We start from the raw sequence: 25,780 nt of genomic DNA on the forward strand, positions 1-25,780 counted from the left end.
TGAAGCGAGAGGGGGCATAAGCCATGAAGGCTTCCATGCTGGATACGAAAATCGAACGAATGTCCGTTAAGGTTGGCGAAGCGATTTTGTCGCATAGTCAAGACGGTTACCACCCCAAAATGGCCAACCAATGGGGTTATGTCGCAGGAATGGCGCTTGCAGCCATCGATAAGCTGGGGGATTGGACCGGCGAGGCCAAATATCATGATTTCGTCAAGCGGCATATGGACGTATTTATTCAAGAAGACGGCTCGATACGTGGTTACAAGCTTAACGATTACAACCTTGATCATATTAATAAAGGAAAAAACCTTTTCCGTTTATGGAGGGAAACAGGCGAAGCGAAATATGAGGCGGCAGCACGTTTGCTGATTACGCAGCTTGTCGGTCAACCCCGTACGAGTGAAGGTGGATTTTGGCATAAAAAAATCTATCCCTTCCAAATGTGGTTGGACGGCTTATATATGTCTTCTCCCTTTATGGCTGAATATGCCCACACCTTCCAAGACAACAGCTGGTTCGATGAGGCCGCTCATCAGTTGCTGCTGGTCGAACGGCATACGCGCAATCCGCAGACGGGTCTGCTGCATCATGCTTGGGACGAAACCCAAGAGCAGCGATGGTGCGCTAGCGGAACAGGCCAATCGAGACATGTATGGGGACGGGCCATGGGCTGGTACGCCATGGCGCTGGTGGATGCGCTTGCGTATTTTCCAATCGGGCACCCGAAACGCGGGCAGCTCATGGGCATTTTTGAAAGGATGGTCAATAGCGTTGTACGTGCGCAGGATCAAGAAAGCGGAGTTTGGTACCAGATCATGGATTGCAATGGCCAGCAGGGGAACTATCTGGAGTCATCGGGCTCCTGCATGCTGACTTATGCAATTGCGAAGGGAATCAGGCTGCAATATTTGGCGGAAATCGACCGTAGCGTTGTAGAACGAGCTTATGAAGGTATCCTGCAGCGTTTTGTGACGGAAGATGAGCAGGGGGTGCACCTGCATCAGATTTGTCATGGTGCGGGCCTTGGAGGCCGTAAATACCGTGACGGATCTTATGCGTATTATTTAAGCGAAACGATCGTAAGCGATGTGTTGATGGGGGTTGCTCCGCTGCTGCTTGCCACGCTTGAGATGGAGCAGCTGCGTGAGTCGTGTGCGGAATGAGATGCCGGATCAAGCAGAGAATCGAAACGATGATCAGCTGATGATGAGCTACCCGGCCTCCTGGTGGCGGAATATGTGGCGCGAGGCACTGCCTGCCGGCAACGGCGTGCTTGGCGCGTCCGTATTCGGTGGTGTTCAGGAGGAAACGGTGCTGCTGAACCATGCGAAGTTGTGGCACTGGGGACAACGAGATGAGCTTCCCGATGTCAGCTTCACGCTTGAGCGCACGCGGAAGTTGATGGATGAGGGGCGCTATCAGGAAGCGAGCCCGCAGCTGGCGAATGCCCTGAAAGAGCAGGGGTACGGGACGAAGCTGGCCTCCCGATTTCCACTGGCCGCCATCCGTCTGACGATGCCCAGCAAGCAGGCTTTTCGCGGATATAGCCGTACGCTTGACATGGATAGCGGCGAAATAACGGTAGCTTGGAAGGATGGAGACTGCCAGTACAAGCGGACGCTGTTCGTATCCCGTGCTGATGATTGCATCGTCTACGCGATAGACAGAGAAAGGGGGAGCGGCATAACCGGCGAAATCGGTTTGCAGCTTCATCCGAGCGACCGCTGGGCAGACACGCCTGAGTACAAGGAGCTGGAGAGCTCCGTGGAAACAGGTGCGGATGATGCTTATGCGTGGTATTCGGCAGCTAACGATGATGGAAGCGATTTTGGCGCTGTGCTGAGGGTTGTGCAGGAAGGCGGACAGATGGATATCGGACAATCCGCTGGAGCAGAGGGCGCAATCCGTTTCATGGGAGCAACTCGTGTGCTCGTGCTGGTTAAAGTATTTACACATGGGAAGCGAGCAGAAGACTGGCCTCGTTTGAAGTTGGAGCTTGCCGATCTGCTTCGCGATGAGGAAGCTAGCGCTGGCGTTGTTTATGAACGCTTGCTGGAACGGCATGTCGCGCTGCATCGACCGCTATATCACTCGGCGCAGCTTGTTCTAGGTGATCGAGAGCAGGATTCGCGCTCGAACGAGCGATTGCTGCTGGATGCCTATGAAGGAGAAGCTTCTGAGACTCTTATTCGGAAAATGTGGGCTTACGGCAGGTATCTATTCCTTAGCGGCACCTCAACGGCGGAGGAGGCTGAGCCCTTCGGCTTGTATGGGTTGTGGGGAGGGGACTATCGTCTGGTCTGGAGCCATAACATGGCTAACGAGAACATCCAGATGATGTACTGGCATGCGCATGTCGGTGGATTAAGCGAGCTGGTTCCCTCATTATTCCGGTATTACGAGTCGCTGATGGATGATTTCCGCGATAATGCCCGCAAGTTGTACGGGTGCCGGGGAATTTACATACCGGCAGGAACGACAGCAGGCGTCGGCGTACCCAGCCAGATCGTTCCTGTTATTTTAAACTGGACGGGAGCCGCTGGATGGTTGGCACAGCATTATGTTGAATACGCTAAGTTTACGAATGAAGCCGGCTTCCTGGAAAAGCGGGCGCTGCCGTTCATGAGAGAAGCCCTGCAATTTTATAAAGAGTTCCTTGTCCTTGACGAAAGTGGCCAATACAAGATTTACCCTTCTGTATCACCGGAAAATACACCGCTTAATTACATGCCGAAGGATGGCAAGCCGCTGGCGCATCCGATGCCTACAGCGATAAACGCGACGATGGAAATCGCCATTTTGAAGGAATTGTTGCGGCATTTGATAGAATTGGTTCAAGCGGTTGGGGATGACCGGAAGGAAGTTGAGGATTGGCAGGAGATGTTGGAGCGTCTGCCTGCTTATCGGGTGAACGGTGACGGAGCGGTGAGCGAGTGGGTGCATACAGACTTCGAGGACCGGTATGCTCACAGGCATTTGTCACATCTGTACCCTGTGTTTCCAGGGCACGAAGTGACCAGGGAGAAGGATTCCGCCCTGTTTCAAGCTTTTGAGATGGCAGTGAGAAAACGTGAAATTGGGGCGCAAACCGGTTGGTCATTTGCACACATGGCTGCGATTTATGCTCGGTTTGGCGATGGTGAGAGCTCGCTGGACTGCCTGGATATGATGTCGAGAGCCAGCCTGCTGCCCAACTTGTTCACGCTGCATAATGATTGGCGGGGGATGGGGCTGTCGATGAATATGCCGACGGCGCCCGTGCAGCTCGATGCCAATCTGGGTTGGGTGAACGCCATTCAAGAGATGCTGCTCCAGGTATCGCCGGGAATTATCAAGCTGCTGCCTGCGCTGCCCGGAAGATTGAAGCGAGGGAAATTGTCCAGCTGGAGATTTCATACGGGCAAAGTCGCGCTCCAGTGGGACACTGGCGCTGGGATGTTCCGAGCGGAGCTAACTGCGGACCGGGAGACGGATACCGTCGTCAAGCTGCCGGATTGGGTGCGCACCTGCACAGTTACCGGTGGGCACTTTGAGAGGTCTCCACTAGGGGAGCACTACTATTCGGTTAAAATGAAGCGGGGAGATCATCCGGTAATTTTTGAGGCGGCGGGGAGTTGATTCAAATTGCAATTACCGTTGACGGTGGGGGATTAGGATTGCTTGTAATGATCCAACCGTTGACACCGGTTTATTCCTACAATAAAATGAATTTATATTCATTATTATGTATTAATATACAGGACGGTGATCGCGTGACTCCTCATATATTGTCTTTAAAAGAACTCGATAAGGATACTTTGTTAGCCATTATTCAAAAAGGGATTGAGATCAAACGCAATCCAACGGATTTTTACCACTCATGCGAAAGAAAAGGGCTATTCATGCTTTTTCAGAAAACGTCGACCCGAACCAATTTGTCCTTCCAGTCTGGCATAAACCAAATGGGCGGTTACGCTGTAACCATGGATTGGGATTCGAGTAATTTTAGCCTGTCCCCGATTCAGTATGAAGTTCGTTATGCCTCAAGAAACTGTGATGTTATCATGGCTCGGTTGAAGAAACATGCTGATTTACTGGAGTTAGCTAACTATTCGAGTGTCCCTGTCATTAATGGATGCTGTGATAAATACCACCCGTGTCAGGCATTAGCTGATTTGATGACGATCCAAGAAGTAAAAGGCAGCTTTGATGGCGTAACTTTAACCTATGTAGGCATTCATAATAATGTCGCTAATTCCCTGGTAGCAGGTTGTGTGACATTAGGCATAAAACTTTTTTTAGTAACTCCGATCGTGAATGAGGCTTCATGGGATGAGGAATTGATGCGTACGGCATATGCAAGTGGGTGCGTTGAAACTTTGAGCAGTATGTCTGAGGCTATTCGCAGAACGGACTTTATCTATACCGACACTTGGGTTGATATGGAACATTTTTATGATGCCGACTATCAGGAGGAGAAAAATAGAAGGATTCGCACTATGATGCCATTTCAAATTAATAAGCAAAATTTAAGCGGATATTCTCCTTACATCATGCACGATATGCCCATTCATCCCGGCTATGAAATCGAAGAGAATTTGATTGAGTCGGAGCACTCTATTATTTATCAGCAAGCTGAGAATAGAATGCATGTTCAGAAAAGCTTGTTATGGCATCTATTAGAAGCTAAAACGTTGGTGGGTAGCTGAGTTTGGTGCTTTGGTGCATCTGAGGGGGGCTGTCGTTCCTCAATGGTGTATCGTTGGCGAGTGAGGGGAACTACAGGGTGCTATTTATGCCAAATCTACCACTTGGGCTAGGGGAAGGGAACTAGGGTCCGCTATTGCGCCACATTGGAGGGATTGCAGCATGATTGAGAAGAAATAGGACCCTATAGTTCCCCTGAGGCTCTGATATGCCGTGTTTTGTCTGAAATAAGGGAACCCAGTTCCCCTAATTGGGGTATCCCGAGTAGGAAAATTATAACAACTGTCGAATCAATAGTTGATCCTATCGAGATGGAGGAGTAGCCATGATTCATACGTTCAACCCTCAGCTTTATTATCATACAATGGGCAATCATCCCCCTGTATGGACGGTGTATGATGGGGATACAATCATTACCTCAACAGTCGATGCGAGAGGCTGGGACAAAAATGGTGAATGCGCAGCTGATCGCGGGAATCCGATGACAGGACCTTTCTATGTCGAAGGGGCGATGCCCGGCGATACGCTAGCGATTCGATTCGAGTCTATTACACCGAACCGAGAGTGGGCATGGACAACCAATATGCTTGCTCCAGCCGTTATTGAACCAGCTGTTGCGGCTGCATTGCCGGCATCGGATATCGTGCACTGGACGGTGGATGTCGCTCAGGGAGTTGCGTATCTGAAGGAGCCAACGCCGGGGCTTGCCCAATTGAAGCTGCCTCTGCGGCCTTTTTTAGGATGTTTTGGTGTTGCACCCTCCAAAGGGCAGTTCATCTCAACGGCTACAAGTGGCGAATACGGCGGAAACATGGACTACAAAGGTCTGGTCGCAGGCACTACCGTCTATTTTCCGGTGTCGGCTGAAGGCGCGTTGTTTTATTTGGGTGATGGTCATGCTTTGCAAGGTGATGGAGAAATCATCGGCACAGGTCTCGAAATATCCATGGATGTTCGGTTCACTGTCAGCGTTCAAAAGGGAAAAACAATCAGCTGGCCGCGGGGCGAAACGGACACGTTTTGGTTTTGTATCGGCAACGCCCGGCCGCTTGATCAGGCGCTTCAACATGCAACGACCGAGATGTTACGGCTGCTGCAGGAAGATTGCGGCTTAACCTCTTCGGAAGCCAGCTTGTTGATGGGGCAAGCCGTTGAATATGAAATTGCGAACATGTTCAACCCCGCTTACAGTGTAGTCTGCAAATTGCCGAAGGCGGTACTAACATCATTGATCTCCTAAAAAAGAAAGCCCTCAAACCTGGCCGTAAGCTAGGTTTGAGGGCTTTTTTAAATAAACTCTCGTCCACCGTCAGTTTCTGTATAAATAGAGATCAGCACGATTGCGATGTCATCTCCTATGTTTCTCACCACATGGGGCGTGCAGGCGTTCCAACTGAACGAATCGCCTTCTCCGAATTCTGCCGCATCTTCACCCTGTTCCGCGTGCACTCTTCCTTTGATAACGACATGAACCTCCTCACCTTCGTGAGCATGAGGCAACTCTCCCGTTGAGGCACCTATGGGAAATTCTACCAACATCATCCTGACATTTTTTGTAGAGCTCAAATGCTCCACCTTCAAATGGCCAGAACCACTTGTCGTAATTCTTCGTTCATCCTTGCGGACAATATGCATACGGTCCTCTTTCTTCAAGAGCAAATAAGCCAAAGGTACCTTTAGTACCTGTGCGATATTTTCAAGTGTAGAAATGGAGGGGGAAGTTTTGTTCGTTTCAAGCTGGCTCATGAAGCCTTGTGATAAGCCGGTTTCTTCACAAATTTGGGCAATCGTAATGTTCTTGCGCTTTCGAATAGCCCGTATCGTGGAGCCGATGTCCATCCCGACAGCACCTCGCATCAAATATTAGTAATACAAAACTTAATTACATATTAGCAAAATTTCTGTTGACATGCTAGGGGATGATATATTAAATTACTCATAAAAACTTTAATTTTATATTACTTATATTTTAAGGAGAGGATAATTAGAATGACAAAAACAGCACTTGTTTCGATGATTATGCGTGTGTTAATGGGAATTATTTTTATCTCCCACGGAATTGCCAAGTTTCAAATGGGACTAAGCAATGTAGAAGGATGGTTCAGTTCAATCGGTATCCCTGGATTTTTGGCTTATGCGGTAGCGGGGCTTGAGCTTGTGGGCGGGATTATGCTCGTTGCAGGATTGTTTACCCGTTATGTATCGGGCTTGTTCGTAGTGATGCTGATCGGCGCAATGATTACCGCGAAGCTTTCCGTTGGACTTCTTGGCAATGCACAGTCGCCAGGCTACGAGCTTGATCTCGGCTTTCTGTTGATTTCGTTATATTTAGTTGTCGCAGAAACGTCTCCACTTTCAGTCGACAGATTTATTATGAGAAAACATAGCGCGTAACATACAACAGAGGAGGATTATGATGAATCCGGCGTACCCATATGATGTGCATCTACCGGCGAATATAGACCCAGACAAGAAATATCCGGTCATCTTTACTTTGCATGGTAAGGGCTCCAACGAGAAAAATATGTTTGGCCTTGTCGCTCCGTTAGCTGACGACTTCATTATTATCGGCATTCGCGGCAATCTGCCTCTTGGCTCAGGTTATCAGTACTATAGTTTGAAAAGTTTAGGAAATCCCATTCGGGAGATGTTTGACGAAGCGATAAAAAACCTTGAAGCATTCATTCAATATGCAACAGAGAAGTATCCGATCGACCAGAGCAAGCGTTATTTGCTAGGTTTTAGCCAAGGTGCGATATTATCGATGTCGCTTGCGCTTACGATGGGTGAACAGTTGAAGGGGATCGTTGCGCTGAACGGGTACATTCCTGATTTTGTGAAGACAGAGTATGCTTTGAAAAGCGTGAAGGAAGTATCCGTATTTGTCTCGCATGGCGAGTTCGACTCCATTTTTCCTGTTCGGATTGGCCATGAATCGGCAGCGTATTTCCAAGATCAGACGCCGCGTTTAACCTTTCATTTATATCCTACGGACCATGGCGTATCGGAAGAAAACCAGCTTGATTTTCTAAATTGGCTTAAACAAGACCTTAATTTAATAACTACGAAGGAGCGTGAAGAGGCATGATGCCTTCCTATTTTTTCGCGCATGGCGCGCCGTCGATTGTGCTTGAGGATAACGCATATACACAACTGTTAAAACACTTTAAGGAGCATACACCTAAACCTAAAGCGATTGTCCTTTTTTCCGCTCATTGGGAGGAAACGGTTCAGAGTGTAAGTGCTGCTGAAACTTATGAAACCATTTATGATTTTGGCGGGTTCCAGGATGAGCTTTACCAAATGACGTATCCGGCCAAAAGCGACCGCTCTCTGGTAGAACAGATTCAAAAGCTGTTTGATCAGCAAGGCATTCAAAATGTTCGAAATGAGCAGCGAGGACTCGACCACGGTGCTTGGGCTGTATTGAAGCTGCTGTATCCTGATGCGGACATTCCGGTCGTCGCTTTATCCGTGAACAGGAATTTGCCTAACGAGCAGCAATATCAAATCGGTAAAGCATTGGCAGCGCTCAGAGAGCAGGATGTTCTCATTATCGGCAGCGGCGGCACTGTCCACAATTTGAGAAAATTGAATTGGCGGACTGGTGGTATTGATGAGTGGGCAGAACAGTTCGACAGCTGGCTCCAAAACAAGCTCGAGGCATGGGACACGGAAGCGTTGTTTCAGTATCGCGAACTTGCGCCTTTCGCCCAGGAAGCCGTGCCGACGAGCGAACACTTTATTCCATTGCTGCTTGCGATGGGGACCGGGGACTCCAACCGGCAGGCGAAGCTGCTTCATCGCAGCTATCAATATGGCAACTTGAGCTTAAGTTGCTGGCAGTTTAGTTAAAGCAGGAAGGCAGTCGACGATAAATCGGCTGCCTTCTCTGAGTTAAACTGTGCTCCCATCCGGATCAGGCTTTATAGTGAATAGAGCCAAAACAGCAGCAAGTACGCAAAAACCGGTAATCGTATAGAACATAAAGTGAGATGAGATTTTCACCAGGATGGCAGCAAGCGGAGGACCAATCGCCACACCAATAAATCGCATGGAGCTATAAATCGAAGTGATGGTTCCGCGCTCACTCTTATCAATGCCTTCCGTGATCATGGTATCCATACATGGCAAGGTTACACCGATTCCGATTCCTCCCACACTAATTAAACCTATCAGCCAAGCAATGCCATGCAGCATACCACTTATGATAAAACTAGCGGCGGCTAAGGTGATTCCTCCAAAGGTGATCCATTTCATGAGCATTTTATTTTTACCAATTCGTTTACCGGTAATGAATGAGGCTATGCACAAGGCAGCCGATGGGATTGCTAAAATACAGCCTTTGATGATCCCTTTCACATGGTATTCATCCTCAAGAGTGTCAGACAAATAAAACAACGTTCCGAAGATAGCGAGCATACATATACATCCGATAGCAAAAATGGCCAATAACCATTTCCCGTTATCGATGAAAATTTGTTTCAAATGGGTTCGAAATTGGGCAAAGGTGACCTTTTCGTCTTTCTTTTTAGCAGGCGATTTGACCAGAAAGGCCACTAATATAGCGGAAATCACACAAAGAACAGGAATCGCAAGAAAGGGAGCAAACCATACCATTAAGGCAAGCGCCGATCCCAGTATGGGGCTAAGAACTTTGCCAAAGGTATTCGCGGTCTCCACGACGCCTAGACTGCTGCTTACATCACTTTCTTTTTTGAAAATATCGCCGACAAGCGGCAGTACGATTGGAAAAGCACCAGCGGCACCTATGCCTTGCAAGAATCGGCCTAACATAATAACCAAGTAAGAATTTTCGATCCACCAAGCGCCTAAACCACAAATTAGCCCGCCAATTCCAGTAATGATCAGACTCGGGATAATAATGATCTTCCTGCCAAAGCGATCGGAGAGGTAACCGGCGACAGGGATAAGCAGGATGGCTACGGCGGAGTAGATCGTTATCAATAAGCTCACCTGGAGAGACGTTATTCCTAATTTGCTGCGAATGGAAGGCAGCACAGGGATGAGCATTGAATTTCCTAGTGTCATAATAAGTGGTATAGAAGCAATTGATACAAGGTCCCACTTTTTATTTTCCACCTATTACACCTAGCCTTCTTAATTTAATTGCTTGTATGAGATCTGTACGACTAACTTACTATTCCCCTATATATATTCCCAAACCAAAACACATTTATCCCACTTGTATAATCGGAATAACTGTTGTAAAATGATGAGAATTATCGTTATCTGCCAATTGGTTAACCAAAGGCTCCCTAACATAAGGTCTCCGTACAAGTTCCATGTGCGGTTGTCCTTAGTCGGGAGCCTTTTCTAATTTCACACATAAGGTGGTATCGTTATGAGCAAAAAACAACGTCAACTTCATCTGAACTTGTTCGTTTCCCCAATGGGACACCATGAGGCTGCTTGGCGGCATCCGCAGTCGAACCTCGATCAGCTGCTTGATTTCTCTTTGTACCAGCGTCTGGCTGCAAAAGCGGAAGCAGCGAAGCTGGATTCGCTGTTTTTTGCGGACCGGGTAGCGACCAGTCCGAACGCGGCCAAGTATGGCGCGATCGGCGGGTATGAACCGCTGACGCTTCTGTCGGTACTTGCCGTGGTCACGCAGCGAATCGGTCTGATCGCGACCGTGTCCACGAGCTTCAACGAGCCGTTTAATCTGGCTCGGAGGTTTGCCTCTCTCGACCATCTTAGCCGCGGCCGCGCCGGTTGGAACATCATTACATCCGGAACGGATGCGGAAGCGCAAAATTTCAATTATGAGCAAATCCCGGAACATGCTGCGCGTTATGAGCGAGCGCGGGAGTTTTTGGACGTAGCTACGAAGTTGTGGGATAGCTGGGAAGACGATGCCCTTGTCAGAGACAAGGAAGCAGGCGTTTTTGCCGATAGCTCCAAGGTTCATGAGCTTAACCATAAAGGGGACCACTTCTCCGTGAAGGGGCCATTGAACATATCCCGTGGACCACAGGGGCGGCCGCTGCTTGTCCAAGCCGGTTCTTCGCAGAATGGCAGACATTTCGCTGCAGAGTACGCGGAGGCGATTTTTACGGCTCAGCAAACTTTTGAGGAAGCGGAGTCGTTCTATAGAGATATGAAACAACGGGCGGTTCAGCTGAATCGGTTGCCGGAACATATCGTCATTCTGCCGGGAATTTGCCCGATTATCGGGCGCACCGAAGAGGAAGCCAGAGAGAAGGAAGCGAAGCTCGTGGAGCTCTCTAACCCGGCTCACAGCTTGTTGATGTTATCCAATCGAATCGGCTACGACCTGACGGGCTATCCGCTGGACGGCCCGATGCCGCAGCTTCCGGTTGAAGAAGTGAGAGGCCATCAAAGCCGCACCGGCTTGATCGTCGAGATGGCTCATCGAGAGAATCTGACGCTGCGTCAGGTGCTGGAACGCCTGGCCGGGGGACGCGGTCATCGGACAATAACAGGCACGCCTCAGCAGATTGCTGATGTGATGGAGCATTGGTTCAGGAACGGAGCGGCCGACGGCTTCAATATTATGCCGCAGCTGATGGCAGGCGGGTTGGAGGATTTCTTGGACCTCGTCGTTCCTGAGCTGCAGCGCAGAGGATTGTTCCGAACGGAGTATACGGGTACGACCCTTCGTGATCACTACGAACTTCCGTATCCCGGCAGTCAGTTTGCGGAAACCTCGCATGCGGGGAATGGTACGAAGTGGTACAGCGCGTAATAAATGCAAGTTTCAATCGGGGCCGAGCTCATTTAGCGGGCTCCTTTTTCATGATATTACCTAACGTTCCGGAGGAACTGAATTGGAACAGGATCCGCTCCTTCATGGGGAAGTAGCAGGTAGTGCATTACTGCACCCCATTGGGAAGAGGAATCTGGTAATGGCTTCGTCTATGCCAATCAAAGCAAATGAGAGGAACTACAGTCCGCTATTTCGCTGAATAGCGGAGTTTGGGTACCCCGAGGGGAATTACAGGGCTTTATTTCTTCAGCAATTTCGGCAATTAACGGCCCCTTTAGTTCCTAACCAAAAAAAGGAACCATCAGGAAGAAAGAATCTGACGTTTTTATTCTCTCCTATAGAACTTTTAAATAGATGAATAGAAGAATGCGATATACACTGCGGCCATCTGTTGGGATATAGTATTCCTATGAAATTAAATCCGATTATACACATCGGTATTAATGGTTAAAAGGAGAGTGACTTCAATGTCCAAGAGACAACTTAAGCTGGGAGCTAATTTGAACGGAGTCGGAAACAGTATATCCTTCTGGCGGCATCCCGAAGTGCCAACCAATGCGAGCGTCAATTTGGCGTTCTATAAAGAACAGGCCCGCAAAGCGGAACAGGGGAAATTCGACCTTTTGTTTATCGCCGATGGCTTATTCATTAATGAAAAGTCCAATCCGCATTTCCTGAACCGTTTTGAGCCGCTGACACTGTTGTCAGCCTTAAGCGAAGCGACTAGCCATATCGGGTTGGTTGCAACTTTATCTACTTCCTATAGTGAGCCATTCACGGTTGCTAGACAGTTTGCTTCCATCGACCATCTCAGCGGAGGCCGAGCAGGCTGGAATGTTGTCACATCACCTTTGGAAGGTTCGGCGCTTAACTTCGGCAAAGGCGAGCATCCCCATCATTCGCTGCGTTACGAGATTGCTGAGGAGCATCTTGAGGTTGTAAAAGGACTTTGGGACTCCTGGGAGGACGATGCGTTCGTTCGAGACAAAACAAGCGGGGTATTTTTCGATTCCGCCAAGCTTCACACCCTGAACCATAAAGGCAAACACTTTGCGGTTCAAGGTCCGCTGAATGTCGCACGTTCCAAACAAGGCTACCCTGTTGTTTTCCAAGCGGGATCCTCGGATTCCGGCAAAGATCTTGCAGCCAAGTCGGCGGATGCCGTCTACACGGGACACGAAACATTCGAGCAAGCGCGAGCTTTTTACCAGGATGTAAAAGGCCGAGCAGCTGCCTATGGTCGCCAGCCGGATGATATTTTGATTTTTCCGGGTATCGGACCTATTGTCGGGAGAACGGAAGAGGAAGCCGAGCGCAAATATCAGGAAATCGCTGAACTTGTCACCATTGATCAGGCATTGAACTATTTGGGGCGTTATTTTGAGCATTATGACTTCTCGCAGCATGCTTTGGATAAGCCGTTTCCGGAACTCGGCGATTTCGGCAGCAACAGCTTCCGCAGTACGACGGACCGCATTAAGCAGGAAGCCAAGGAGCAGGGGCTCACACTTCGCCAGGTCGCGCTGCGGGCATCCACGCCAAGAAGCAATTTCATCGGAACCCCGGAGAAGGTGGCTGATCTCATCCAGCAATGGTTCGAGGGAGGGGCTGCCGATGGCTTTAACATTCGAACGGTCGTACCGAATGGACTCGCTGATTTTGTAGATTTGGTTGTGCCAGTGCTGCAGGAGCGCGGGATATTCCGCAAGGAGTATGAAAGCGACACGCTGCGGGGCAACTTGGGGTTGAATGTTCCCGTGAACCGTTACATCCGGCAGGCTGAAGCGGTAAGGGGGAACTAACATGTCAACCGCGATCGATGTATCGGTAAGGGAGGCCAGACCGGATGAGCGGGAGAAGGCTGTTGCTTTAACTGTGGAGGCATACCGCCAGTATGAGCCAGGCTTTGGTCCCGCGTTCTGGGAACAGTACATAAGCAATATTAAAGCGCAGTGGGAGCGCACGGAACCTACTTGGCGTCTTGTCGCCGAGCAGGAGGATAAGCTCGTAGGGGCGGCGCTTCTATACCCGCCTCAAGAGGGGTTGTATGAGAAGCTGAGCGAGACGATTCCGTATCCGGAAATCCGCCTGCTCGGCGTACATCCTTCTGCAAGAAGCAAAGGCGTTGCTACCTCGCAGCTCGCAGAATGTGCCCGGCGTGCCAGACAAGGCGGGTACTCTTATCTTGGCTTGCACACGTCGAGCCGCATGCCCGACGCCGTACGGCTATATCTGAGGCTGGGCTTCGAGCGCGAGCCCCGGTACGATTTCTTCGCAGCTGACCAAACGACGGTGGTTGAAGCCTATCGTTTGGCGCTGGCTAAAGTCTAAACTTCATAAATAAATAGGAGGATGTATCTATGAAATTATTGAAATCGACGAGCTTTATCCTGGCTTCCGCGTTGCTATTCGCAGGTTGCGGAGCTAAAGAAGAAAAGGCAGCCTCTCCAGCAGCGGGCGGGGCTTCACCAGGAGCCTCACCGGCAGCAGCACCAGCCGCCGCAGCGCCACAGAAGGTGAAAAAAATCGTGGTCGGTACGAGCGGCACCTTTAAAGACGTGACTTTCCTCGATGATAAGGGCGTTTTAACCGGCTATGATATCGAATTGACGAAGGAAATTGATAAGCGTCTGCCTGACTATGAGTTTGAATTTAAAACGATGGAATTCGCCAATATCCTCCTGAGCCTGGAAGCGGGTAAAGTCGATCTGGCCGTAAATCAATATGAAGTGAACAGCGAACGGCAAGCCAAATTTCTGTTCAACGACGAAGCCTATAACGTATGGCCGAGCAAAGTCGTTGTGAACAAAGACAACAACACGGTGAATTCGATTGAAGACCTTAAGGGGAAAAAAGTGATCACCTCTCCGGGGAGCAATGGCGCCGTTTGGCTGCAGGATTACAATAAGAGCAAAGGAAACCCTTTTGAACTGGTCTTCTCCGGCAGCGGCGGAACGAATGATGTGATTAATCAGATAAAAACAGGCCGTGTAGACGCAACCATATCGACACCGTTCCAAGTAGCAGGCCGCAATAAAGATGCGGATGCGCAGCAAAAAGTTGTTGGCCCTGTCCTTTACACATCCAAGATTTACTATGTGCTGCGCAAAGACGAAACGGATCTGAAAAGCAAGATCGATGAGGCGATAAAAGAAATCAAAAAAGACGGCACATTAGCAAGCCTCAGCAAAAAATGGTTAGGTGAAGATTTCACCGTGACACAATAATGGGAAAACCTTTTGATTTTTCACTGATTTGGGTGTACTTGCCGAAGCTGCTGTCTTACTTGCATGTCACGTTGTTCATTGTACTGGCCTCCGTTGTATGCGGCGTACTGCTTGGCCTCGTTATTGCACTGCCAAGGCTATACCGGATCCCCCTCCTTAACCGGCTTGTGATTATTTATATTTCTTATACAAGAGGCACGCCTATACTGATTCAGCTATTTCTTGTCTATTACGGTGTGCCGGAACTGTTGAAAGCTGTTGGAATTGACGTAAGCGATGTTCAGCCCTTAGTCTTTGTCATCCTCACTTATGCGCTTCATTTCGCAGCCTACTTCTCTGAAATTGTCCGCTCTTCGGTTAATGCCATAGATCGCGGTCAGGCGGAAGCCGGTTATTCGATCGGCATGGGCGGCTACGCCGTGCTGACGCGAATCGTTTTGCCTCAGGCGTGGAGAGTAGCACTGCCAAATGTGGCCAATCTGACGATCGGCACACTGAAGGATACCTCGCTTGCTTACACGCTGGGCGTTATGGATCTGGTGGGGCGAGCGGAGATGCTGGGTACGACCTATCATTTCCTTGAAATCTGGATTGCATTGTCGATTATTTACTATGTCGTGGTCCTTTTCATGGAATTTTTGTACCATCGTTTCGAACGCAGGGTTCAACGTTTTGAGCAAGTTGTCACGGCTTTTGATTAGAGGAAAAGGGGGAGGCGGCCATTCACATCGATTTCACGTTTATGCTTGAAGCTTTTAGAGCCATGTTAAAGGCATTGCCGCTAACGCTGGTTATCTCGATTGTCCCCTTGTTTTCGGGATTCATTGTTGGTGTGCTTGTCGCTTTTATTCGGATGTACAGAATTAAATATATTCACCGTGTGGCGCAGTTTTATGTTTCCTTCTTCAGGGGCACTCCGCTACTGCTGCATATTATGCTTGTTTATTTTGCTATTCCTATGATCTTCGATTACCTCGCAGTCCGCTATGGCTGGAGTGTTCGCTCGAGCGTGATCCCGCTCATCCTGTTCATTTTCGTGGCGTTCACGTTGAATATCGGCGCTTATATGTCGGAAACCATTCGCTCGGGCATTTTGTCCGTTTCCAAAGGCCAGCTAGAAGCCGGCTACTCGGTTGGCATGACAACCTGGCAGGGGATGAGGCGTATTGTCCTTCCGCAAGCGCTGCACGTAAGCCTACCGAACCTGCTGAGCAAATTCATCGGCTTGCTGCATGGCTCTTCGCTTGCTTTTATGATTTCTCTGCAGGAGTTGAACGGCACTGCGCACATCGTAGCGATGAGGAATTGGAAATACCTTGAAGCCTACATCGCAGCGGCTGTGATTTATTGGATTTTAACCATTTTGGCCGAAAATATCTCCACTTTATTGGAAAAACGTTTGAATACTTACAATCGCAGTGGTGTCGCCTAAGTAATATTCCGGCATTTCGAAAAGGTGTATTGAATTGTTGAATCGATGTATAGAAGAACTCTATTAGACGAGAGCTTAAAAAAGATGATAAGGTTAGATCAGCTCAAATTCTTAGTAATTATATCGGAATTATATGTTTAAAAGAGATCGCGCAGGGAAAGGAGGCTCCTCATGATTCATTTATCCAATATGACCAAATCGTTCGGTCGCAACCAGGTGCTCAAAGGTATCAATCTTACGGTTAACAAAGGCGAAGTCGTCGCCATCTTGGGGCCGAGCGGTTCAGGGAAAACGACACTGCTTCGATGCTTGAATTATTTGGAAAAGCCGAATGACGGCGCGATCATGATTGATAATTTTAGCGTGGACTGCAAAAAAGCAACCAAAAAGGACATTCATCAGCTGCGCCTTAAGACGGCGATGGTGTTTCAACAATACAATTTGTTCCGCCACAAGACAGCGCTTGAGAACGTGATGGAAGGATTGCTGATTGTCAAAAAAGTTCCCAAAGAAGAGGCCCGGCGAATTAGCGTCGAGCTCCTGCAAAAGGTCGGTCTTGGAGAGAAGCTGGATGCTTATCCCTCTCAATTGTCCGGCGGACAGCAGCAGCGAGTCGGCATAGCGAGAGCATTGGCGCTAAATCCTGAAGTTATTTTATTCGATGAGCCGACGTCGGCACTAGATCCTGAACTTGTTGGCGAAGTGCTCGCGGTCATCCGGAAGATTGCCAAAGAAGGCATTACGATGATTATTGTTACCCATGAAATGACGTTTGCGCAGGATGTCGCCTCTCACGTGGTTTTTATGGACGAAGGCGCCATCGTTGAGGAAGGGAAGCCGAACGAGTTGTTTAACCGTCCCAAAGAAGAGCGGACCAAACAGTTTCTGAGCCGCATTCGTCCAGAACTTTCATATTCCATCTAGGAGGCACCCCTATGACGATATCAATAGGCATATTGGATCAAAGTCCGATCTACCCCGGAAGTACAGCGTCGGAGGCGCTTGCCCAAACCATTCGGTTAGCTCAAAAAGCGGAGGAGCTCGGCTTCCAACGATTTTGGGTGTCGGAGCATCACGATTCCGAATCTCTCGCCGGATCTTCGCCGGAAGTACTGATCTCACACTTGTTAGCTAAAACAGAGCGAATCCGCATCGGATCAGGCGGCATCATGCTGCAGCACTACAGCCCCTATAAAGTTGCTGAGAATTTCAATGTATTGGCTTCCCTTGCACCGGGAAGAGTCGACTTGGGTGTCGGGAGAGCGCCGGGCGGATTGCCTCGCAGCACACAGGCGCTACAGCGTGGCGTGACGGAACCTCAGACGCTGACCGAAAAGCTCGTAGAGCTTGAGGCGTACGTGACCAACCAAGTTCCGGAAAGTCATCCGCTGCATGGGATTAAAGTATCGCCTGTTGCCGGCATTCCGGCCGATATTTACTTGCTTGGAGCGAGCCTCGATAGCGCACAGCTTGCCGCTTCGTTGGGTCTTCCCTATGTCTTCTCCTTATCGATTAACGGGGACAGATCAACAGCAATTGAAGCTATACAGGTGTATAAATCAAACTTTCAGCGAAAGTCCAATCGATCACCACAGGCTATTCTAGCTTTGTCCGTCATTGTGGCAGACACAGATCAAGCTGCCCATGAGCTTGCTTTCGAACAGAAGCACTACAAAGTGTATTTGGCCAGCGGTAAGAAAGCGACTGTAGGTACGCTGGAGCAAGCGGAGGAATTCGGCAGACAGGCGAATGAGCCCTACACGATCGAGGAGAAGACAACGGAAGTCACCCGCGGTTCCAAAGAAACAGTTCGTGAACAGTTGGTGGATTTACAGCGGCTCACAGGCGTTGAGGAATTCATCGTGACTGCTAAAATTGAAGATTTCGCAGAAAGAGTCCGCTCTTATGAAAGGCTGGCGGAAGCGTTGAACGGTGTAGAAACAACAGCATAGAACTGCGCAGTATATGAACTATTCATTTTTTAGGAGGATAAAACGATGAGCCATTCTGACATACATCCCTATTTGGATACGTATAACCAATTACTTAAAGCCGTAGAAGGGTTAAGCCAGGAACAATTAAGCTGGAAAGAAGCCCCTGCTTCGTGGAGCGTAACGGAGGTTTTGACACACTTAGCTGATCATAGCCTAGTTATTTCCTTCCGTATTCGTGACATTTTAGCGGGGACGACGGTTCGACTGCCTGCTTTTAACCAAGACGCTTGGGTTAGCGGACAAAAGGCCAATGACGGCGCTGCTGCCGAAAATTTGACGATCTTTCATCAATTGCTACGATATAACAGCTTGTTATTTGAGCGTTTAAACGATGAGGATTGGCTAAAGACCGGCATCAATGCAAAAGGCGACACCGTAAGTATTACGAACATTATTCAGGGCTTTACGAAGCATGTGAATAACCATCTTTCCCAAATTGATCGCATTAAACGCTCTTACGCTAGCGCCAACCAGCCAGAGGTGAGCTCGCCATGAGCGAAACCTATCGCCTTGCTGAGCCCAGAGATGCCAAGAGGCTGCTGGAAATCATCTACGATGCGTACACCACAATACGTGAGCTGAAGCTGCAATGGCCCGCAGCACATGCGGATTTGGCATTAATCGAAGAAAATATCGCCAAAAACGCTTGCTACGTTTTGGAAAAGGATGGGCAGATTGCCGCTACGCTAACGTTATCCAAGGAGACTGGCAACAAGTGGAACAGGGAGTATCCGTTTCTCAAATGGTTCGCGGTCCATCCCGATGCACAAGGCGGTGGGCTTGGTACGAAGCTGCTGGCTTGGGTGGAGGAAGCCATCATTCGCGATGAACTGGGCGAATCGGCGGTCACCCTTGCCACAGCGGAGAAACATCCTTGGCTGCTGGATATGTACGAACGAAAAGGCTATGAACGCATTGATGCTATTGACCGGGGCAATGGCGACGGAACGATGTATTTGCTGCGTAAAATTGTGAACCCTCCCTTGCATGCCGACATCATTCGCCGGCACCGCCAAGGAGGTCAATGATGAAATTCGCTTTATTCAGCTTAGTGATGAATATCCGCAATGCGGTTACGGGTGAAACGCTGACAACGCAAGAGAAGTTCCAGAACATTCTCCAGCAGGCCGTTTATGCAGAAAAGCTTGGATTTGACGCCTATGGAATCGGGGAAAGACATGGGCCTCCGTTTCTTTCTTCCTCACCGGCTGTGCTACTGACGGCTATTGCTGCGCACACTTCGCGTATTCGTCTGCTGACGACGGTCGCAGTGCTTAGTTTCCTCGATCCCGTTCGCGTCGCCGAAGATTATGCCACGTTGGATCACTTATCGGGAGGCCGCTTGGAGTTGATTATCGGGAAAGGCAATGACCCACGGCATTATCCGCTATTTGGCATCAAAGAAGAAGAGCAGTGGGATTCGCTTGCTGAGCGATATGCCCTGCTCAAACGATTATGGAGCGAAGAAAATGTCAGCTGGGATGGCAAGTATCGGCCTCCATTGCGGGAAGTTACCATTTTGCCTAGACCGCTTCAATCTTCGATCCCGATCTGGCATGGCAGCGCCTCGTCGCCGCTCTCCACGGAACTAGCCGCCCAATATGGCGAACCTATTTTTTCGTCCAATACGTTTCATCCCTTACCGAAGTACAAAGCGTTGATTGATCACTACCGGGAGAGATGGGCTTATTACGGACATGATCCTCAGCGCGCTGTAGTTGGAGCAGGGGCAGGCACTCTATATTTGGCTAAAACAACAGAGGAAGCGATTCGGCGATATCGTCCGTATTACGAGGCGTTTCATTCTACGGATACCGCGAAACATAACCAGTCGCCTTTTACTTCTCTGGAGGATAACTTAGCCAACGGGCCTTTGCTAGTGGGCAGTCCTGAGCGTGTTATTGAGAAAATATTGACCTATCAAGCCGCTTACGGCCATCAGGTCATGTCGATAAGTGTAGACGGTTTGACGGAAGCTGAGCAGCGCGAGCAGATGGCGTGGTTTGCTTCTGAGGTAGCGCCAGTGCTACGCAAGGAGATTTCAAGCAATGTTTGGTCTGCTTAAATTTGGTCCGCTTAAATCTATTTATTTGACATAGGAGTGTGCGCACGATGAGGAAATTACGTTATATACCAGTCACGTTACTGCTGGCAGTTGCCATGACAGTGATGTCGGCTTGCGCAGGAGCTGGCGGCACAGGAAGCCCAACGGCCTCACTTGCAAGCTCGGCTCAAGCTGCAGGGAACGGGCAGGCGACGAGCGGAGGTGAGATTTCATTTGCTCTGGCAACCTCGCCGGATACGCTTGATCCGCATCGCAGCGGTTTAGCCGTTGCCGTTCGAGTATTCCGGACGATCTATGACAGTCTGGTCGTGCAGCTGCCGGACAACACGATTAAACCATGGCTGGCAACGGAATGGTCCATTTCGCCGGATGGTAAAAGCTACACCTTCAAGCTGCGCAAAGATGTGAAGTTTCAGGACGGGACGCCTTTTAATGCAGAAGCCGTGAAATACAGCTATGACCGTATTCTGGATCCAGCCACGAAAGCAGCTAATGCTTCCGCTTTGCTTAAGCCTTACAAATCGTCGGAAGTCATTGACGAGTATACGATTAAGATCAATCTGGAGTCGCCATCCGTCGCTTTCCTCGGTAACTTAAGCCAGGCGATGCTAGGCATCGTATCTCCAACAGCAGCCAAGAAATACGGCGATCAATTCGGTAAAAATCCAGTAGGAACTGGACCTTTTAAATTCGTTAAATGGGATGACAATTCCGAAATTAAAGTCGAGCGCAATCCGGACTATAACTGGGCTCCTGCGCTGGTTGACAATAAAGGCAAAGCCTATCTGGACGCGATTACGTTCAAAATAATTCCCGAAGAAGCGACACGGCTTGGCAGTGTGCAGAGCGGGCAGGTCACGGCGGCAGAAACGGTGCCACCGCAAAATATCGTGGCGCTGAAAAATGATGCCAAGCTTCAGCTGCTGCAAGTGAATACAAGCGGCTTGCCGTACACGCTCTTTTTTAACCAAAGCAGAGCTCCTTGGAATGATGTGAAGGCACGCCAGGCTGTGCAATCCGCCATTGATGTTGATTCCATTGTCAAAACGTTATATCTGGGCACTTATCAACGTGCTTGGTCGCCTTTGACACCTACGATTTTCGGTTACGATGCTTCGCTTGAAAATAAGATAAAACCGGATCTGGACAAAGCGAACCGCCTGTTTGATGAATTGGGCTGGGTGAAAGGGACAGACGGCGTACGCGAGAAAGACGGCAAAAAACTGACGCTGCATTATGTAGACGGTTCGCCGAACCGGGAGAAGCGCAATGATATTGCCGCCATTATCCAGCAGCAGCTGAAGAAAGTGGGCGTATCCGTCGAAGTTGAAATTACGAAGGACGTTCAAAGTGTCATTTATACCGCTCAAGCCTATGACCTCTACGGCAACAGCCAAGTCAATTCCGATCCAGTAGCCTTGAATTCCTTCTACCATACAACTGCACCGAATGTCCGCCCATCCCTTTCTCATTTATCGGATCCGGCTATCGATAAGCTGCTCGAACAAGGTGTTGTGGAAGCGGATGAGGCTAAGCGTAAGGAAATTTACAAAAATGTACAGAACTATATCATTGACAATGCCGTCATTATTCCGGTTTACATTTTCCCCTACACCGTTGCTGTCTCGAAAAATGTAAGTGGCATCAAATTCGACTCATTAGGCTACCCACTGTTCAATGACGCGTCTATCCTCAAAAAGTAAGGAGGCCGTTCAGATGGTTAACGCAATCATCGTAAGATTCATCAGCTCGTTAGGCGTTATTGTGGGGTCTTCGGTCTTGGTGTTTTGTGTGCTTTATGTGCTGCCTGGCGATGTGGTGATGAACATCATTGATCCGAGTACCATGAGTCCAGAAGCGATTGCGAATTTACGCCATCAGCTTGGGGTGGATCGGCCGTTTTTGGAGCAGTTTACGACCTATTTCAGCCATGTGCTTGTTGGCGATTTTGGTAAATCCCTGGTAAACTCAGAGCCTGTTCTGCCCAAGATCATGATGCACTTCCCGGCGACATTGGCACTCACAGCCGCAGCTTCGCTGGTTTCTGTTTCGGTTGGGCTTGTCCTTGGGGTCTTATCGGCGATTCATCGCAATAAACCCATTGATATCATCGCCAGAATTGTCGGGTTGTTCGGTATTTCCATGCCGACTTTCTGGTCAGGCATTTTGCTTATTCTCATCTTTTCGGTGTATCTTGGATGGCTGCCTGCGCTTGGCTCCAACGGCTGGCAGACGCTGGTTCTGCCGGCGGTGACTTTGGGCATGCTGGGAGCGGGTTTTATTGTTCGCATGGTGAGAAATGCCATGCTGGAAGTACTTGGAGAAGCGTTCATTACAACGCTTCGCGCCAAGGGCTTGCTCGAGCGCTCGGTCATGTACCGTCATGCGCTGCGCAACGCCTTGATTCCTGCCGTTACGATGCTGGGGATTCTTCTTGGCGAGATGTTGGCCGGCACGGTTGTCATTGAGACGGTTTTCTCGCGTCAAGGCATCGGGAGAATTATCGCGGATGCCATTATGGCCAAGGATTTACCGGTCGTACAGGGGGTAATTTTATTCTCCGCGATGATTTACATCCTGGTGAATCTTCTTGTCGATATCTCTTATGCCTATATAGACCCTCGGGTTAGACGTTTTCAAAGTTAACTTTAAGGAGGATGCCTAAGATGAGGGAAGCAGTTAACGCGAAGCCCTTATGGCGGGTCAAACGAACCGGTCTGACCGTTCACCGTAAGAATCTGAATCTGAGCCCTTCACGTTTCATTTTATATGCGTCAACGGTTGTTGTTGTCTTTCTCATCATTTGCGCTGTTGTGCCCGGGTGGATTGCACCATACGTACCGACAGACATGCAAGCGGATCAAATCTTGCTCCCTCCGGGTGGCGTCCATGTGCTAGGGACAGATTATTTTGGCCGGGATGTGTTCAGTCTTATTGTGTACGGCGCCAGGGAATCTCTGTTTATCGGTTTTGCTTCTGTTATTGTAGGCGGGCTACTGGGAGGGCTGATCGGCGCTTATGCGGGATATTTCGGAGGATGGACGGACCGTGTGCTGATGCGGCTTAATGATATCGTCATGACCGTTCCCAGTGTGTTATTGGCTTTAGCGATTGCTGCGGCGCTCGGGCCAGGGCTATGGAATATCGTGCTGGCTGTTGCTTTGGCAGCAGTTCCTAACTATGCGCGTGTTATGCGCGGGCAGATCCTAAGCGTGAAAAATCGTCCGTTCATTACCGCTTCCCGTTCCATCGGGGCGACACAACTTTCTTTATTCTTGAAGCATGTGCTGCCGAATTCGTTATCTCCACTGCTGGTTATGGCGGCTATAGGCGTGGGTACCTCAATATTGACTGGTTCCGGTCTCAGTTTTCTGGGGCTTGGCGTGCTCAAAGAAATACCTGATTGGGGTGCTCTGCTTTCCCAAGGCAGGGGATATTTAACCGTAGCTTGGTGGATATGTACGTTTCCGGGTTTGGCCATTACTTTGTTCGTATTGTCTATCAATGTTCTCGGCGATGAACTGCGCGATACGCTTGATCCCAAGAAACGGCCATCATAGGGGGGAACAGGGGATGGGTGAACGGCTATCAGTAGATCGACTTGATGTAGAGTTTGCTGTAAATCGAAATGTGATGCAGGCTATCAGCGATATCAGTTTTTCCATTCAGCCGGGCGAGATTGTTTGTCTCGTCGGTGAATCCGGCAGCGGTAAGTCCGTTACGTCCAAAGCGATCATGCGCTTAATTGAACATGAGAACGGGTCGATTGCGTCAGGCACGATCAAGCTTGGCGATGTCGATGTCACTTCGCTTTCGCAGCAAAAACTGCGCTCCTTGCGGGGGAAGAGAATTGCCATGGTTTTTCAAGAACCGATGGCGGCATTTGATCCTGTTTTTACGATTGGCAGCCAAATCATCGAGACAATTAGGCGCCATGATCGTCATATCACGGTCCGAGAGGCAGAGGACGAGGCTGTTCGGCTGCTTCAGCGAGTAGGCATTCCAGAGCCGAAGCTTCGACTCAAGCAGTATCCGGGCGAGCTGTCCGGAGGGATGCTCCAACGGGCCATGATCGCGATGGCTCTAAGCGGCAAACCGGAACTGCTGATCGCAGACGAGCCGACAACCGCTCTGGACGTCACGATTCAGGCGCAGATTTTGCAGCTCCTGCAAGAGCTGAAGAGCGAATTCAAGATGTCCATCCTGCTGATCACCCACGATCTTGGGGTTGCAGCAGAGATGGCAGACCGAATCATTGTCATGTATGCCGGTCAAATCGTCGAGCAATCGACAGCCGTGGATCTATTCACTCAACCAAGGCATCCGTACACGTTGGGGCTATTACGCTCGATTACGACACTGGACAGTGATCGCGCCCAGCCGCTTTATGCCATCCCCGGTTCGATACCCGGTATGAACAATCTCCCTTCGGGATGCCGATTTCATCCCCGCTGTGCCTATGCAACAGAGCTGTGCTCTCGTGAGGCGCCGGCGTTGGAGGATCGAGGCGGCCGCCAATCGGCTTGCTGGTATGCCGATCAGCTGCCGGAACTACAAGATGCCCGAGTGCCAGAGCAGGTTCTTGAACTTGAAGTCCGTGAGCGCTCTACGCTTGATGTAACGAACTCTAAGCAGGATGCTGTACCGAAGGATGTACCGCTCATTGAGCTGCGCCATGTTACGAAACATTATCCAGTGAAGCGGGCTTTTCTTTCAAAGGATCGGCAATGGATTCAAGCTGTCGATGATGTATCCTTCACGATTCGAAAAGGCGAAACCTTCGGTCTGGTCGGCGAATCGGGCAGCGGCAAGTCGACGCTTGGGCGGTTGCTGCTTCATTTGGAGAAGCCTACCTCCGGTACTGTCTTATTTGAGAGTCAGGACCTGGGCGCATTGTCAGGCCCCCTATTACGTCAACAACGGAAGAACATGCAGATGATCTTCCAAGATCCGCATGGCTCCGTCGACCCCCGATGGAAGGTAGGGGATATTATCGGCGAACCGTTCGCGGTTCATGATGTGCGGAAGGGGAAGGAAAGAAGGGAATCCGTGGAGTCACTGCTACACCTTGTGGGACTTGATGCAAGTGCTTATGACCGCTATCCGCATGAATTCTCCGGCGGACAACGCCAGCGCATCGGCATTGCGAGAGCAATTGCTCTGGGGCCTAAATTCCTTTTGGCTGACGAAGCGGTTTCGGCCCTTGATGTGTCCGTACAAGCGCAGATTATTAATCTGCTGCAGCAACTGCGCAAGCAGCTTGACCTTACGATGCTGTTTATCGGCCATGGCCTGCATGTTGTCCGGTATGTCTCAGACCGTATCGGCGTCATGTATTTAGGCAAGCTGATTGAAATTGCGCCCAGCGAGCAATTGTTCCGCCATCCGGCACATCCCTACACAAGAGCGCTGGTGGCGTCCATCCCGGCTCCCGATCCGCTTCGGCAGCGCTCGTTCAAAGCCATTGAGGGGGAAATTCCGTCACCGGCCAGTCCCCCGTCAGGCTGCAGGTTCCGCACGAGGTGCCCGGCGGCGACCGCTAGATGTGCTGCGGAAGAACCGTTGTTTCGCGAAATAAGCCAAGAACATTATGTGGCCTGCCACGATCCATTGTTATAAATG

24 protein-coding genes are annotated in these 25,780 nt (G+C 49.7%); 22 read left to right on the forward strand and 2 right to left on the reverse strand.

Annotated features, from left to right (window positions below; all coding sequences use genetic code 11):
• The first annotated feature begins 23 nt into the window (after positions 1–23).
• The 4 genes from AC3WTJ_RS03740 (at position 24) to AC3WTJ_RS03755 (ending at position 5,929) form a co-directional block, all read left to right on the forward strand.
• Positions 24–1,166: a glycoside hydrolase family 88/105 protein gene (locus AC3WTJ_RS03740; protein WP_492520623.1), complete on the forward strand. Its 1,143-nt coding sequence runs from the start codon at positions 24–26 to the stop codon at positions 1,164–1,166.
• Positions 1,147–3,621 (forward strand): glycosyl hydrolase family 95 catalytic domain-containing protein, encoded by a 2,475-nt coding sequence (locus tag AC3WTJ_RS03745; RefSeq protein ID WP_492520624.1) that lies wholly within the window; start codon positions 1,147–1,149, stop codon positions 3,619–3,621. Before AC3WTJ_RS03740 ends, AC3WTJ_RS03745 begins: the two co-directional genes overlap by 20 nt.
• Positions 3,618–4,691 carry an ornithine carbamoyltransferase gene (locus AC3WTJ_RS03750; protein ID WP_492520625.1) on the forward strand — a complete coding sequence of 358 codons (1,074 nt, stop codon included), beginning with the start codon at positions 3,618–3,620 and terminating at the stop codon, positions 4,689–4,691. The genes AC3WTJ_RS03745 and AC3WTJ_RS03750 overlap by 4 nt, the downstream gene beginning before the upstream one ends.
• 323 nt (positions 4,692–5,014) lie before the next feature.
• Positions 5,015–5,929: an acetamidase/formamidase family protein gene (locus AC3WTJ_RS03755; protein WP_492520626.1), complete on the forward strand. Its 915-nt coding sequence runs from the start codon at positions 5,015–5,017 to the stop codon at positions 5,927–5,929.
• 47 nt (positions 5,930–5,976) lie between these two features.
• On the opposite strand, the gene AC3WTJ_RS03760 is transcribed toward AC3WTJ_RS03755, so the two are convergent.
• Positions 5,977–6,528: a helix-turn-helix domain-containing protein gene (locus tag AC3WTJ_RS03760; RefSeq protein ID WP_492520627.1), complete on the reverse strand. Its 552-nt coding sequence runs from the start codon at positions 6,526–6,528 to the stop codon at positions 5,977–5,979.
• Between the two features lie 150 nt (positions 6,529–6,678).
• Here AC3WTJ_RS03760 and AC3WTJ_RS03765 point away from each other — a divergent pair, with 150 nt between their 5' ends.
• The 3 genes from AC3WTJ_RS03765 to AC3WTJ_RS03775 are packed head-to-tail and all read left to right on the forward strand — an operon-like array spanning position 6,679 to position 8,544.
• The gene (locus tag AC3WTJ_RS03765) at positions 6,679–7,083 is read left to right on the forward strand and encodes a DoxX family protein (RefSeq protein WP_492520628.1); all 405 of its coding nucleotides are present in this window, start codon (positions 6,679–6,681) and stop codon (positions 7,081–7,083) included.
• A 22-nt stretch (positions 7,084–7,105) separates the two neighbouring features.
• Positions 7,106–7,777, forward strand: coding sequence for an alpha/beta hydrolase (locus AC3WTJ_RS03770; protein WP_492520629.1), 672 nt, complete (start codon positions 7,106–7,108; stop codon positions 7,775–7,777).
• Positions 7,774–8,544 carry a DODA-type extradiol aromatic ring-opening family dioxygenase gene (locus tag AC3WTJ_RS03775; RefSeq protein ID WP_492520630.1) on the forward strand — a complete coding sequence of 257 codons (771 nt, stop codon included), beginning with the start codon at positions 7,774–7,776 and terminating at the stop codon, positions 8,542–8,544. The genes AC3WTJ_RS03770 and AC3WTJ_RS03775 overlap by 4 nt, the downstream gene beginning before the upstream one ends.
• Before the next feature lie 42 nt (positions 8,545–8,586).
• Here AC3WTJ_RS03775 and bcbE read toward each other — a convergent pair whose 3' ends face one another.
• Positions 8,587–9,792: a bacillibactin exporter BcbE gene (gene bcbE, locus AC3WTJ_RS03780; RefSeq protein ID WP_492520631.1), complete on the reverse strand. Its 1,206-nt coding sequence runs from the start codon at positions 9,790–9,792 to the stop codon at positions 8,587–8,589.
• A 262-nt stretch (positions 9,793–10,054) separates the two neighbouring features.
• Between bcbE and AC3WTJ_RS03785 the strand changes: the two genes are divergently transcribed.
• From AC3WTJ_RS03785 to AC3WTJ_RS03855, 15 genes are all read left to right on the forward strand, one after another.
• The gene (locus AC3WTJ_RS03785; RefSeq protein WP_492520632.1) at positions 10,055–11,419 is read left to right on the forward strand and encodes an LLM class flavin-dependent oxidoreductase; all 1,365 of its coding nucleotides are present in this window, start codon (positions 10,055–10,057) and stop codon (positions 11,417–11,419) included.
• Positions 11,420–11,907: 488 nt separating this feature from the next.
• Positions 11,908–13,242: an LLM class flavin-dependent oxidoreductase gene (locus AC3WTJ_RS03790; RefSeq protein ID WP_492520633.1), complete on the forward strand. Its 1,335-nt coding sequence runs from the start codon at positions 11,908–11,910 to the stop codon at positions 13,240–13,242.
• 1 nt (position 13,243) lies between these two features.
• Positions 13,244–13,771, forward strand: coding sequence for a GNAT family N-acetyltransferase (locus tag AC3WTJ_RS03795; RefSeq protein ID WP_492520634.1), 528 nt, complete (start codon positions 13,244–13,246; stop codon positions 13,769–13,771).
• Between the two features lie 29 nt (positions 13,772–13,800).
• Complete coding sequence (locus AC3WTJ_RS03800; protein WP_492520635.1) at positions 13,801–14,667, forward strand: transporter substrate-binding domain-containing protein; 867 nt, start codon at positions 13,801–13,803, stop codon at positions 14,665–14,667.
• Positions 14,667–15,368, forward strand: coding sequence for an amino acid ABC transporter permease (locus AC3WTJ_RS03805; protein ID WP_492520636.1), 702 nt, complete (start codon positions 14,667–14,669; stop codon positions 15,366–15,368). Before AC3WTJ_RS03800 ends, AC3WTJ_RS03805 begins: the two co-directional genes overlap by 1 nt.
• Positions 15,369–15,388: 20 nt before the next feature.
• Positions 15,389–16,099, forward strand: a complete 711-nt coding sequence (locus AC3WTJ_RS03810) for an amino acid ABC transporter permease (protein WP_492520970.1) — start codon at positions 15,389–15,391, stop codon at positions 16,097–16,099.
• Between the two features lie 171 nt (positions 16,100–16,270).
• Positions 16,271–17,023 carry an amino acid ABC transporter ATP-binding protein gene (locus tag AC3WTJ_RS03815; RefSeq protein WP_492520637.1) on the forward strand — a complete coding sequence of 251 codons (753 nt, stop codon included), beginning with the start codon at positions 16,271–16,273 and terminating at the stop codon, positions 17,021–17,023.
• Between the two features lie 11 nt (positions 17,024–17,034).
• Positions 17,035–18,051 (forward strand): LLM class flavin-dependent oxidoreductase, encoded by a 1,017-nt coding sequence (locus AC3WTJ_RS03820; protein WP_492520638.1) that lies wholly within the window; start codon positions 17,035–17,037, stop codon positions 18,049–18,051.
• A 45-nt stretch (positions 18,052–18,096) separates the two neighbouring features.
• Positions 18,097–18,588 (forward strand): DinB family protein, encoded by a 492-nt coding sequence (locus AC3WTJ_RS03825; RefSeq protein WP_492520639.1) that lies wholly within the window; start codon positions 18,097–18,099, stop codon positions 18,586–18,588.
• Complete coding sequence (locus AC3WTJ_RS03830; protein WP_492520640.1) at positions 18,585–19,121, forward strand: GNAT family N-acetyltransferase; 537 nt, start codon at positions 18,585–18,587, stop codon at positions 19,119–19,121. Before AC3WTJ_RS03825 ends, AC3WTJ_RS03830 begins: the two co-directional genes overlap by 4 nt.
• Entirely contained in the window at positions 19,121–20,158 is a 1,038-nt protein-coding gene (locus tag AC3WTJ_RS03835) for an LLM class flavin-dependent oxidoreductase (protein ID WP_492520641.1), read from the forward strand. Before AC3WTJ_RS03830 ends, AC3WTJ_RS03835 begins: the two co-directional genes overlap by 1 nt.
• Positions 20,159–20,205: 47 nt before the next feature.
• Positions 20,206–21,861 carry an ABC transporter substrate-binding protein gene (locus AC3WTJ_RS03840; RefSeq protein ID WP_492520642.1) on the forward strand — a complete coding sequence of 552 codons (1,656 nt, stop codon included), beginning with the start codon at positions 20,206–20,208 and terminating at the stop codon, positions 21,859–21,861.
• 13 nt (positions 21,862–21,874) lie between these two features.
• Positions 21,875–22,804: an ABC transporter permease gene (locus AC3WTJ_RS03845; protein ID WP_492520643.1), complete on the forward strand. Its 930-nt coding sequence runs from the start codon at positions 21,875–21,877 to the stop codon at positions 22,802–22,804.
• 20 nt (positions 22,805–22,824) lie between these two features.
• Positions 22,825–23,718, forward strand: a complete 894-nt coding sequence (locus AC3WTJ_RS03850; RefSeq protein ID WP_492520644.1) for an ABC transporter permease — start codon at positions 22,825–22,827, stop codon at positions 23,716–23,718.
• Between the two features lie 13 nt (positions 23,719–23,731).
• Entirely contained in the window at positions 23,732–25,777 is a 2,046-nt protein-coding gene (locus AC3WTJ_RS03855; RefSeq protein WP_492520645.1) for a dipeptide ABC transporter ATP-binding protein, read from the forward strand.
• The last annotated feature ends 3 nt before the right edge of the window (positions 25,778–25,780 follow it).

Source organism: Paenibacillus sp. FW101-FHT12H11, assembly GCF_058790355.1.